This window comes from Bacteroides sp. BFG-606 (genome assembly GCF_024788145.1).
GTDB lineage: Bacteria > Bacteroidota > Bacteroidia > Bacteroidales > Bacteroidaceae > Bacteroides > Bacteroides vicugnae.
On record NZ_JANUIL010000001.1, the window covers coordinates 4,334,616 to 4,348,347 of the forward strand.

At 37.9% G+C, this 13,732-nt stretch carries 7 protein-coding genes and 1 pseudogene; 7 read left to right on the forward strand and 1 reads right to left on the reverse strand.

The annotated features are described in order from the left end of the window. Positions 1-3: 3 nt before the first annotated feature. Positions 4-972, forward strand: coding sequence for a 1,4-beta-mannosyl-N-acetylglucosamine phosphorylase (locus NXV01_RS16335; protein ID WP_117933585.1), 969 nt, complete (start codon positions 4-6; stop codon positions 970-972). Positions 973-979: 7 nt separating this feature from the next. Then, positions 980-3,253 carry a GH92 family glycosyl hydrolase gene (locus NXV01_RS16340; RefSeq protein WP_148366784.1) on the forward strand — a complete coding sequence of 758 codons (2,274 nt, stop codon included), beginning with the start codon at positions 980-982 and terminating at the stop codon, positions 3,251-3,253. 93 nt (positions 3,254-3,346) lie between these two features. On the opposite strand, the gene NXV01_RS16345 is transcribed toward NXV01_RS16340, so the two are convergent. Beyond that, positions 3,347-3,517 carry a hypothetical protein gene (locus NXV01_RS16345; protein WP_165860938.1) on the reverse strand — a complete coding sequence of 57 codons (171 nt, stop codon included), beginning with the start codon at positions 3,515-3,517 and terminating at the stop codon, positions 3,347-3,349. A 36-nt stretch (positions 3,518-3,553) separates the two neighbouring features. Between NXV01_RS16345 and NXV01_RS16350 the strand changes: the two genes are divergently transcribed. The 5 genes and pseudogenes from NXV01_RS16350 (at position 3,554) to NXV01_RS16370 (ending at position 13,726) form a co-directional block, all read left to right on the forward strand. Next, positions 3,554-4,441 (forward strand): sugar phosphate isomerase/epimerase family protein, encoded by an 888-nt coding sequence (locus NXV01_RS16350; protein ID WP_167511867.1) that lies wholly within the window; start codon positions 3,554-3,556, stop codon positions 4,439-4,441. Positions 4,442-4,618: 177 nt separating this feature from the next. Continuing rightward, positions 4,619-6,142 (forward strand): DUF4992 family lipoprotein, encoded by a 1,524-nt coding sequence (locus NXV01_RS16355; protein WP_195650372.1) that lies wholly within the window; start codon positions 4,619-4,621, stop codon positions 6,140-6,142. A gap of 30 nt (positions 6,143-6,172) precedes the next feature. Then, positions 6,173-9,559: a TonB-dependent receptor gene (locus NXV01_RS16360; protein WP_195650373.1), complete on the forward strand. Its 3,387-nt coding sequence runs from the start codon at positions 6,173-6,175 to the stop codon at positions 9,557-9,559. Positions 9,560-9,571: 12 nt separating this feature from the next. Continuing rightward, a pseudogene (locus NXV01_RS16365) lies at positions 9,572-11,784 on the forward strand (RagB/SusD family nutrient uptake outer membrane protein). A gap of 202 nt (positions 11,785-11,986) precedes the next feature. After that, positions 11,987-13,726 carry a thrombospondin type 3 repeat-containing protein gene (locus NXV01_RS16370; protein ID WP_148366780.1) on the forward strand — a complete coding sequence of 580 codons (1,740 nt, stop codon included), beginning with the start codon at positions 11,987-11,989 and terminating at the stop codon, positions 13,724-13,726. The last annotated feature ends 6 nt before the right edge of the window (positions 13,727-13,732 follow it).

The following is a 13,732-nucleotide window of genomic DNA, read 5'->3' on the forward strand; positions in this document are numbered from 1 at the left end:
ATTATGAATAAAATTCAAATTCCTTGGGAAGATCGTCCTGTCGGATGTACGGACGTTATGTGGCGTTACTCACAAAATCCGGTTATCGGACGTTATCATATTCCTTCATCTAATAGTATATTCAATAGTGCTGTTGTTCCTTTTGAGGATGGTTTTGCCGGTGTATTCCGTTGTGATAACAAAGCGGTGCAAATGAATATCTTCACAGGTTTCAGTAAGGATGGTATTCATTGGGATATCAATCATGAACCTATCCAGTTTAAGGCTGGTAATACAGAAATGATTGAGTCGGAATATAAATATGATCCCCGTGTTACATGGATTGAAGATCGCTATTGGGTGACTTGGTGCAATGGTTATCATGGTCCTACAATTGGTATTGCATACACTTTTGACTTTAAGGAATTTTTCCAATGTGAGAATGCATTCCTGCCCTTCAACCGTAATGGCGTACTTTTCCCACAGAAAATTGATGGCAAGTATGCTATGTTGAGTCGCCCGAGTGACAATGGACATACTCCGTTCGGTGATATATATATAAGTTATAGCCCGGATATGAAATATTGGGGTGAACATCGCTGTGTAATGAAAGTGACTCCTTTCCCGGAAAGTGCTTGGCAGTGTACGAAGATTGGTGCAGGATCAGTGCCTTTCCTCACTGACGAAGGCTGGTTGCTGTTTTATCATGGCGTTATTACTACCTGCAACGGTTTCCGTTATGCTATGGGAGCTGCTATACTAGATAAAGATCATCCGGAAAAAGTACTTTACCGTACACGTGAATACCTGATCGGTCCGGCTGCTCCTTATGAACTTCAAGGAGATGTTCCCAATGTGGTATTCCCTTGTGCTGCTTTGCAGGATGGTGAACGTGTGGCTGTTTATTATGGTGCAGCAGATACGGTGGTAGGTATGGCTTTCGGATATATAAAAGAGATTATCGATTTTACTAAACGAACGAGTATCATTTAATTAAGATATGAAACGTATTATATTAACTTACACACTTGCTTTTTCCCTTCTTTCCGCTTATGCGGGGGAAGGGGGAAGCCCTCCCCTAAAAAATACGGATAAAAGTCTTTTGATAGATTATGTAGATCCTTTTATCGGAACTACTAATTTCGGGACTACCAATCCCGGAGCGATTTGTCCGAATGGTATGATGTCTGTGGTTCCTTTCAATGTGATGGGATCTTCTGAAAATACTTATGATAAAGACGCCCGGTGGTGGTCTACGCCTTATGAATATACAAACTGTTTCTTTACCGGATATGCTCATGTGAATTTGAGTGGAGTCGGTTGTCCGGAATTAGGTTCTTTATTGCTGATGCCTACTACCGGAGAATTGAATGTGGATTATAAAGAATATGGTAGTAAGTATAAGGATGAACAGGCCTCACCGGGTTATTATTCTAATTATCTGACTAAATATAATGTAAAAACGGAAGTCTCGGCTACTCCGCGTACCGGCATTGCCCGTTTTACTTTTCCAAAAGGAAAAAGTCATATATTGTTGAATTTAGGTGAAGGATTAACGAATGAGAGTGGTGCCATGCTTCGTCGTGTAAGCGATTGTGAGGTGGAAGGAGTCAAATTGCTTGGTACATTCTGTTATAACCCTCAAGCTGTATTTCCTATTTACTTTGTATTACGAGTTAAAAAGAGCCCTTCTGCAACAGGGTATTGGAAGAAACAACGTGCGATGACGGGTGTTGAGGCTGAATGGGATCCGGATCAGGGAAAATATAAACTTTATACTCGCTACGGAAAAGAAATAGCAGGAGATGACATCGGTACTTATTTCTCCTTCGACACAGAAGAAGGTGAACAGGTAGAAGTACAAATGGGAGTTTCTTTTGTAAGTATAGAAAATGCCCGGTTGAATCTGAATCGTGAACAGGCTGGAAAGAATTTCGAGCAGATTCATGCTGAAGCACGCTCCAAATGGAATGATGACTTATCACGTATAACTGTAGAAGGTGGTACGGATGCTCAAAAGACTGTATTTTATACAGCACTTTACCATTTGCTGATTCATCCTAATATTTTGCAGGATGTAAACGGAGAATATCCGGCAATGGAAAGTGATAAGATTCTGACAACAAAAGGAGATCGCTATACTGTCTTTTCTCTTTGGGATACTTACCGCAATGTTCATCAATTGTTGACTTTGGTTTATCCGGAACGTCAGATGGAAATGGTACGTACAATGCTTGATATGTATCGCGAACATGGATGGTTGCCTAAGTGGGAGTTATATGGCAGGGAAACATTGACAATGGAAGGTGACCCGAGTATTCCGGTGATTGTAGATACCTGGATGAAAGGTTTGCGTGATTTTGATGTTGATCTGGCTTATGAAGCAATGTACAAGTCTGCTACGTTACCGGGAGCGGAAAACTTGATGCGTCCCGATAATGATGATTATATGTCCAAGGGATATGTGCCCCTTCGCGAACAGTATGACAATTCTGTATCTCATGCATTGGAATATTATATTGCCGATTTTGCACTATCCCGTTTTGCAGAGGCTTTAGGCAAAAAGAAAGATGCAGAGATGTTCTACAAGCGTTCTTTAGGATATAAACATTATTATAGCAAAGAATTTGGTACTTTCCGTCCGATTCTTCCTGATGGAACATTTTACAGTCCGTTCAATCCGAGACAAGGAGAGAACTTTGAACCGAATCCCGGTTTCCATGAAGGTAATTCCTGGAATTATACATTCTATGTGCCACATGATGTGTATGGTCTGGCAAAACTAATGGGTGGGAAGAAACCTTTTATTGATAAGCTACAAATGGTTTTTGACGAAGGGCTTTATGACCCGGCAAATGAACCGGATATTGCTTATGCCCATTTATTCTCATACTTTAAAGGTGAAGAATGGCGCACACAGAAAGAGACGCAACGTTTAATAGACAAGTACTTTACTACCAAACCTGATGGTATCCCGGGAAACGATGATACGGGAACGATGTCTTCTTGGGCTATTTTCAATATGATTGGTTTTTATCCTGATTGTCCCGGACTGCCTGAATACACATTGACGACTCCGGTTTTTAATAAGGTAACGATTCGGTTAGATCCGAAATGGTATAAAGAGAAAGAGTTAATTATTGAAGCTAATCGCACTCAACCAGGAACTTTATATATTGATAAGGTACTGCTGAATGGCAAAAAGTTCAATAAATATCATATCACACATGATGAACTTGTTCACGGCAAATATTTAAAATTTGAATTGAAATAACACACAGTGTTTCATAGGTATCGTTTTTGGGTTGACAGGGCTGTCGGACTTTTATGGTCCGGCAGCCTATTTTTTTTACATTTACTTTTATTATTACTTCTCGGAAAATAGCGACGCCATATGCTCGGGATAGTGACGGTATCCGGCTATGATAGCGTCACTATTTCTTCCGGATACCGTCATTATCTTATTTTCATTAGGCCACATTCTGCCACATTTATAGTTATTCTCTGTTTTATAGGTGATTACAAAAATCTCTTTCATACGTCTACTATGTAAATTGTAGGCAATAAGATGAAAATAAGAAGAAATTTATTCAAACATATCCTTTGGATATTAATACTTGCAGAGTGTTTCCCTCTATTAGCGATTGCCGGATCGCAGCAAAAGGAACAACGTTATAAAATAGCTGTATGTGACTGGATGATTTTGAAGCGTCAGAAAATCGGTTCATTTCAATTGGTACACGAATTGAATGGTGACGGTGTTGAGTTGGATATGGGTGGCCTTGGCAAGAGAGAAATGTTTGATAACAAATTGCGGGAACCTCATTTTCAGCAGCTATTTCGTGAAACTGCTCAAAAATATCAATTAGAGGTTTCTTCCATTGCTATGTCCGGTTTCTACGGGCAGTCTTTTCTGGAACGTGCTAATTATAAAGAGTTGGTTCAAGACTGCTTTCATGCAATGAAAGTAATGAATACTAAGGTAGCTTTTCTTCCTTTGGGGGGAATCGAAACTGGATGGGAAAAGAATCCGGCACTTCGAACTGAAGTTATAAAACGTTTGAAGGAGATGGGAGATATGGCTGCTTCTGAAGGAGTAGTTATCGGCATTGAAACTCAACTGGATGCTAAAGGAGATGTGAAACTGCTGAAAGAAATTAATTCTCCGGGAATCAAGATCTATTTTAAATTTCAAAATGCATTGGAGAATGGAAGGGATTTATGTAAGGAATTGAAGATTCTGGGGAAAAAGAATATTTGCCAGATTCACTGTACGGATACAGATGGAGTGACTCTACCTTTTAATGAACGATTGGACATGAATAAGGTGAAAAAGACTTTGGACAAGATGGGATGGAGTGGATGGCTAGTAGTAGAACGTTCACGTGATAAGGATGATGTACGAAACGTGAAGAAGAATTATGGCACGAATATTAAGTATTTGAAAGAAGTGTTTCAGTAAAGATAGGAGGATGATTATGATATAGTTAATATTACAAGGAGAGAGAAAAAAGTGCAAAATCTATTTTTTATCCTTTTAAGTGATTACATATTTTTTGATTGTACGTCTTTCCTTAAAAAGAACTTTTGGATTTTGAAGATATAATATATTATTTTTGTTTAAATTAAAATTTAATCTATGAAGAGTAAGATGAAGATTAAAATGAAGATTGCCGGGAAGTTATGGGGCTTATCAGCAATTCTTTTATTTGTTTCTTGTGCTAAAGGTTTTAACGATAATGAAACCTTTTCTGGAGGTGTGACAAATACACAGTTAGAATCGCCCATTCTCGACGATAATAGCTTTTCAACTTTGACAAACTCTGATGGCTCGGAAAGTGTAAAGATAACATGGCCAGTAGTTATGGGAGCAGGAGGATATTTGCTTAATGTATCTCTTATAGAAGATCCGGCAGATCCTACAGTAACTGCAGAAAATCCTATAGTTGTGATGCAGGATAGTATTGTAGATGGTTCGTCTGTCGTTTTTACGAAAACGGAAGATGCCACCTATAAAATAAAGATTAAGACTCTTGGAAATGAAAAACTGAATAATAAGGAAGCGCAAGAGAGCACTGATTTTAAATATGTAGCATTGGTACCTGCTACAACAATTCCTGTAGGGGAAGATATAGCAGAGTATATTAATAATCAATTGAAAGATAGTGATAAAGAGCAAGCTTTTGCTTTAGAAGCTGGTAAAGCTTATGTCCTGAATGGTGTAGTTGATTTTAGATTGAATGTGATAACGCTTCGTAGTACTGATAAAGAGAATCGACCAATAGTAAAAATTGGTGCTAATGGAGGATTGGTAACGCAAGCTGGATTGAAAATTAAATTTATCAATTTTGATTGCTCGGAAATGACTGGAGCTGGTTTTTTGACTCTTAGTGGGGAACCAAGTGAAACGATCTCAATAAAGAGCTTAGGTTATGATAAGGATGAAGCTAATCAAGATGGTTATATCATCAATAAACCTGTAATTATTCAAGAATGTAATATCAAAAACCTACAAAATAGCTTGCTTTATGGCAATAAGAAACCATGGACTTTACGTGATTTCCGTATAACGGATTGTATCGTACAAATGAATAATTCTGGTTCTAATGGGGTTATTAATTTATATGGTGCTACAGGTACAATTAAAGATATGACAATAAAGAACTGTACATTCTATAATTTAGTAAAAAATAGTTCAGCTTATTTTATTCGTTATCAAAACAACTCACAACCTTGGAAATATTTTGGAAAGAGCGATAATACTTCAACTCATATTATTATTAATAATACATTTTGCAAAACATTTTCAAATAAAGATTTTGGTAATAATATACCTAATGATAAGACTTCAATAACCCAGAAGGTTGAATATAATATATTCTATGATGTATATCGTTTATATCAATATCTTCAAAGTAATAATAAGAAATCAACTGTTGGTAATACTATTTGGGGAGTTGATGGTGGAACTCCTAACGGTAATGATACAGGAGGACGAAAAGATGATAATGGAAATCCGTTTGCTACACTTGAAGACCCAGAGTTCGTAGGTCCTTTCTTACAGGAATTGGACTTATCACAAATTAACGGTGGTGTTAATTTTGAGCCTAAGGGTGCAGAAGCTGTAAAAAATAAAAGTGGTGATCCTCGTTGGTATAAATAAATATAAAGTATAAATTATAATGCTATAATAATGAAACATAATAACATAATCAAATTGTGTCTTGGCATATTTCTGGTTTTTGTGATAGCTTTACCTGCTTTGGCCCAGAAAAACATGACATTCAAGGGGGTAGTAGTAGATACGACGGGAGAACCTATCATTGGGGCTTCTGTGAAAGTGGTAGGAACAGCTACTGGAACAATAACTGATTTGGATGGTAAATTTATGGTAGTTGTTCCATCAGGGAAACAGGTTGAAATATCTTATATAGGATATATAACGCAGGTATTATCAGATTTTAAGCAGACTAAGATTGAACTGAAAGAAGATACTCAACAGTTGGATGAGGTAGTGGTAGTCGGTTATGGTACACAGAAAAAAGCGCATTTAACAGGAGCCATTGCTACTGTGCCAATGGATGATATTCAGGACCTTGCTTCTGGTAACTTGGCAAGTACATTGAGTGGTATGGTAAATGGACTAAGTGTTAGTGGTGGAGATGCACGCCCTGGTGAAAATGCACGGATTAACATTCGTCAGAATGATGTTTTATCAGATATTGGTGGAACAGCTTCAGAACCATTATATGTTATCGATGGGTATATTTATCCGGTAGAAGTGAAGATTGGTGATGTGACAGAAAACTTGGGAGCAACAGCATTTAATAATTTAGACCCATCTGTAATTGAGAGTATTTCAGTTTTGAAAGATGCTGCAGCTGCAGTATACGGTGCCCGTGCTGCTAATGGTGTTATATTGGTAACCACAAAGAGGGGTAAACAAGGTGCACCTAAGATTTCATATAGTGGAACTTTTGGCGTTGTGGATGAAGTTTCGCGTGCTAAGATGTTGAATGCTTATCAATATGGTCAACTTTGGAATGCCGTGCGTGCGGCTGATCCGACTGACGTATCTATTAATTTGCAGAATGATTTATTTCAGGCAGATGAGTTGAATGCAATGAGAGGGCTGAATTACGACCTGTTGGATAAATATTGGAAAGCAGCATTGACACAAAAGCATAGTATTAATATGACCGGTGGTTCGGAAAGAGCTAATTATTTTGGGGGAATATCTTATTTTGATCAAGATGGTAATCTAGGAAATTTGGATTATAACCGTTGGAACTATCGTGCTGGTGTTGATGTGAAGATTAGTAAATGGTTAAAAGCAAGTCTTCAGGTTTCTGGTGATTATGGAAAGAAAAACAAACCGAATGTAAAGGTAGGAGGTAGTAATGATGAGAAAGACTATAATCTTTTATTAGTTCGTCCGTATTATATTCCTGAAGAAGTAAATGGTATTCCAATTGTGCCTTATGGTATTAGTAATTCGCAAATAAGTTCTTCACAGAATTATTCATTTTCTCTACTTCAGAATGCAGGGGATTATAATAGGACAGAAACATCGAATATGAATATTAATGCCGGTTTGGAATATGATTTTGGATGGAATAAATGGCTGAAAGGATTAAAACTGAAATTCTCTTATTCAAAGAGTATCAATTCAACAAAAAATAATCAATATGGTTCATCATATGAACTTTATTATATGTCCAAACGTGCAGGAAGTGGAAATCATTTATATACACCTGTTCAAGGACAGGAATCTCTATATGAAGAGTTACTGGGAGAAAATAATTTCTTACTTGCTAATAATGGTTCTGCTATCAATAATGCCAGTGGAGATCCCTATTTATCTCGTACGATGAGTCGTGCCGATAATTATCAGATGAACTTTACGGCAACTTATAACCGTGACTTTGGTAATCATCATATAGGTGCTTTATTCTCTATTGAAAAGTCGGAGGCTGAAAGTGAATATTTGGTAGGACAGGTTACTAATCCTTATGAATTTACAAATGGACAATCCAATCTTGTTCAATATAATAGTGCATCTACTACTGAATTCAAGCGTGCGGAGTCTGGAACATTATCATATATTGGTCGTGTGAACTATGCATATGCTGACAAGTATTTGTTAGAGTTCTTGCTTCGTTCAGACGCATCAACCAAGTTTGCTCCTGAAAATTATTGGGGTGTTTTTCCTTCCGTTTCTGCTGGTTGGATAATATCACAAGAGGAATGGTTTAAGAAGAGTGTGAAGTGGGTCGACTATTTGAAAGTACGTGCTTCGTTTGGTTTGACAGGTCGAGATAATACGAAAGCATGGCAATGGATGCAAAATTATGCAGTTGATAAAGATAAAGGACCTATATTTGGTGTCAACACATCAACAAATGCTGGTAATCATATAACAATTAATAAGGAGATTTCTGCTGTTAACCGTAATGCACATTGGGATAAGTCATATAAGGCAAATTTTGGTTTGGACTTCAACGTCTTGAATAATCGTTTGTCATTCAATATTGATGGTTATTATGAGTGGAATCGAGAAATGTTACTTCCATATTCTGCTTCTATTCCAGGTACGGTAGGAACACAGTCAGCGAATTTTAATTACGGAGAGTTAAATACATATGGTATGGAATTGTCTGTGACTTGGAGAGATAGAATAGGGAAAGATTTTAAATATAAGGTGTCTGTTAATACAGGGTATACGGATAATAAAGTGCTTATGATGGACTGGGAAACCAATCAACGTTATATGAAGATTCATGAGGGAAGTCGTACGGATATGGGAACATGGGGAATGCAGTGTCTTGGCATGTTTCGCAGTTATCAAGATATTGATGAATATTTTGCTAAATATAATATTACATCATATATGGGTATGACCAAAGATAATGTAAAGCCTGGTATGTTGATCTATAAAGATATTCGTGGTGCAGAACAGACTGATGGAACCTATGCCGGACCAGATGGAGTTGTAAGTTATGAAAATGATCAAGTTCGTTTATCAAACCGAAATAACCCTTATGGTTTCACTACCAATTTGAGTGCGGAATGGAAAGGAATTTCTTTATCTGCACAGATAAGCGCAAGTTGGGGAGGATATAGTTTTATTCCAACATCAGCACTTAAGATCGGCAATATGGTCGGCTCTGGATCGAGTTCTTATACAGATTTGGAATATACCAATATGCCATCTTTCTGGAACACAGATAATATGTTCGTTTATAATGATGTAGTTGATGCGTCAGGGAATGTGGTTGTAAAAGCTAATCGCAATGCAAAATATCCAAACTTAAGATGGGGTAGTGTTAATAGTGTGAATTCTACATATTGGAGAGTGAGTGGAACTCGTGTTAGTATGAATCGTTTGACACTTGCATATAGTATACCATCTAAGTTTACAAGATTAATAGGTATTGAAAGTTGTCGTTTCAATGTGACGGGGCAGAATTTATTTAGTTTCTATAATCCTTATCCTGATAATTTTATAGACCCAATGACTTCTTATGGTAGTTATCCTACTTTGCGTAAGTTTACTATTGGTGTAAATGTGACATTCTAAAAAGAAATAGCGATGAAAAGAAAAAATATAATAGCTTTCAGTGTTGCTTTAATGGCAATAGGCACTTTCACTTCATGTAGTGATGAGTTTCTACAAGATAAAAAAAATTACGATTATGTTGATGCAAGTACATATAATACATTTAGTGGCGCAAAGGCACGTGTGGATGATATATATGCTTGGTGCTTGCCTAATACGAGTTCAGAACCAAGCTGGAAATATAACAGTACAGGAGCAGCTGATCTCCAATCTAAGTCTACAGAAGAGTACAGTGGGTTTGGATCATTTGTAGATCCTGATGCTCCGATGACTAGCCAAAGTGGAAATAATACGGTTCCTGATTATTTCCATAATAGTGGTAATAATATTCAGGCAAGTGTTTGGGGGCGTATTCGTAATTGCAATGATGTTATTTATGGTATAGAGAATAGTACTCTTTCAGAAGAAGAAAAGAATGAACTATTAGGACAGGTCTATTTCTTTCGTGCATGGTGTTACTATAATTTAGTGAAGTGGTATGGTGGAGTGCCCATAATTACGGAAGTGCAGGAGCCAGTGGCAGGAGCTATTGTTCCTCGTTCTACGACAAAAGCTTGTATTGATTTTATTTGTGGAGACTTGGAACGTTCTGCACAGTTACTTGCTTCATTTACAGAAAATGGCGGATGGCCTTCTAGCGATTTTGGACGTGTTACTTCTGGTACAGCACTTGCATTGAAAGGACGGGCTCTTTTGTTATATGCAAGTCCACTGTTTAATCGTAAAAATGACGTAGAACGCTGGAGGAAAGCTTATAATGAAATTACGACTGATCTACCTAGAATAAATGCTTGTGGCTATGGTTTAGTTAATGAAAGTAATGTCGGAACGAATGCTTCAGGCTGGGCGAATGTATTTTCTATGGTTGATGGTAATACAGAAGCGGTATTTGTAACGTTGTATAATGACATAGCGACGGGGGAGTACCTGATTTTAGCAAAAATAATTCATGGGAACATGGTATTCGACCATCAAATGCTATGGGAGGAGGTGGTAAAACTCCTTCAGCCATGATGGTTGATATGTTCCCTATGGCTGATGGTAAGAGACCTTCTACATGCAATACTTATACTACATTAGAGCAATCTTCTATCGTTTATGATAAAAATGTTCCGTTTGCTAATCGTGATCCTCGTTTTTATAGGACATTTGCTTTTCCGGGAGTACGTTGGGCTTTCAGTGGTGATCCAAAGAACTCAAGCAATAATAATCCTTATACAGGAGATAAGTATAATTTGTGGAACTATGTTTGGTATGCTAATGAAAATGATAGAGATAATGAGGAAGCTAGTAGTTCCAATACATATGGTGCAGATAACCTGTTGACGAATGCCAAAGGTTTTTATATACGTAAACGTTCGGATGATTTAGATGTAAATTCAAATGCCAGATACAAATTTAGCCAAGCAAACGGCTTTAAATTTAGTGGTAGTCCATATTTGGAGATTCGTTATGCTGAAGTGTTGTTGAATTATGCGGAAGCAGCATGTGGTGCCGGTGAAATGGGAGTAGCTGTTGAACAGTTGAAGAAGATACGTGCTCGTGTGGGATATACATCAGCAAATAATTTTGGCCTGCAAACCAATTTGTCAAGTGATCAGTCTGCATGTTTTGCCGCCATCTTGTATGAACGTCAGATTGAGTTGGCTTATGAAGGTAAACGTTTTGATGACTTACGTCGTTGGATGTTGTTTGATGGTGGTGCGGAAAGAGCAGAAGGAGCACCTGACACATGGCTCCCATCTGGTTGGAATGGAAATACTTGTACTTATTTAGGTTTTAAACAACTAAATGGACAGCGTCGCGATAATCTTGAATTCCGTGTAAGCAGCGCTCATGAGAGTAAAGGACTTGGTGGTACATCGTGGGAAATAAATGGGGTAAATCCAGATCCATTAAAAGATGTAACACGTCCGGATGCATTAGATTTGAGACAGGCGGATATTTCAAGTCAACAGAATAAGTTAGTTGAGTTTTATAATACTTATCTAACACGTAAAATGAAGAAGGGAGATGCATATACTACTGATCATACACCGAAATATATGAATTTCCTTCCTCGGTATTATTTCCTGGGTTTTGCAGAAGGAGCTCAAAAAGCTAATCAAACATTGCCACAAACTATTGGTTGGGCAGATTATAACAATGGTGGTGCTAATGGTACTTTCGATCCATTAGCAGAATAAGTTCATAATCTCCAATTTATATAATAACGTTTCTAATACCTCTTGAATAGGAGGATTAGAGACGTTATTCTTTTATAAAGATTTGAGTTATGTAGAAAAACATATTTTGAATAATAATTTCTGCTCTACTGATTACAAATCTTTTTCTCTTTCGTCTTATTATTGTATTTTTGAATTAACAACTTCACTAAACCAAATAAAAATGAAGAAGAAACATGTATTATTAGCAGCTTTTGCTGCTGCAATGTTGACTCCGACTGTTGCATGGGCTCAATACCCACAAATAACCGACGAAGCCAAAGAAAACTATAAAAAGATGATGACTGAAGAGCGGAAGCGCTCTGATGAAGCATGGGCGAAGGCACTGCCAATAGTGCAGAAAGAAGCAAAGGAGGGACGTCCTTATATTCCTTGGGCTAGCCGTCCATGTGATTTGCCACAAGCGAATATTCCGGCATTTCCTGGAGCAGAAGGTGGCGGTATGTATAGTTTCGGTGGTCGCGGCGGTAAAGTTATTACTGTGACTAATTTGAATGATCGTGGACCCGGTTCTTTCCGTGAAGCTTGTGAAACAGGGGGCGCTCGTATTATCGTGTTCAATGTGGCAGGTATTATCCGTTTGGAGTCTCCGATTATAGTTCGTGCTCCCTATGTTACTATTGCAGGACAGACAGCTCCCGGTGATGGCGTTTGCATTGCCGGCGAATCATTTTGGGTAGATACGCATGATGTTGTTGTACGCCATATGCGTTTCCGCCGTGGAGAAACAAAGGTTTGGCATCGTGATGACTCTTTCGGAGGAAATCCGGTTGGTAATATTATGATTGATCACTGTTCTTGTACGTGGGGTTTGGATGAAAATATATCTTTCTACCGTCATATGTATGATCCTAGTGAAGGTCAATATGAAAGCAAAGATTTAAAACTTCCTACTGTAAATGTGACTATTCAGAATACAATCTCTGCAAAAGCATTGGATACATACAACCATGCATTTGGTAGCACTTTGGGAGGTGAAAACTGTGCATTTGCCCGTAACCTATGGGCTAGTAATGCAGGACGTAACCCTTCTATTGGCTGGAATGGAATATTCAACTTTGTCAATAATGTAGTGTTCAACTGGGTTCACCGTTCTTCTGATGGTGGTGATTATACCGCTATGTTCAATATGATTAATAACTACTACAAACCGGGACCTGCTACACCGAAAGACTCTAATGTAGGACATCGTATTTTGAAGCCGGAATCAGGACGCAGCAAACTGGATCATCACGTCTACGGACGAGTTTATGCTGATGGAAACATCATGGAAGGTTATCCTGCCATTACAGCAGACAATTGGAAAGGTGGTATTCAGATTGAAGACCAATCAAATACTGACGGGTATACTGAAAACATACGGAGCTATCAACCGTTTGAAATGCCGTATATTAATATTATGGGTGCAAATGATGCCTATGATTATGTATTGAAACATGCAGGTGCAACTATCCCTTGTCGTGATATTGTAGATGAACGTGTGATTGAAGAAGTGAAAACGGGCATCCCTTATTATGAAAAGAAACTTCCGAAAGATGCTTATGGCGATCTAACCGGTCTGTCTCCTAAATCAATGGGTGAAGACGGACAATTTAAATATCGTCGTTTGCCTAAAGATTCTTATAAGCAGGGTATTATTACTGATATCCGTCAGATGGGTGGATTCCCTGAATATAAAGGTACTCCTTATGTAGATACAGACGGTGACGGTATGCCGGATGAATGGGAAATTGCCAATGGCTTGAATCCGAATGATCCGAGTGATGCTAATAAGGATTGTACAGGTGACGGATATACTAATATTGAAAAATATATCAACGGTATCAGCACAAAGCACAAAGTAGATTGGAGAGATATGAAGAACAACTACGATACATTGGCTGAAAAAGGAAAATTAATGTAATCGCAG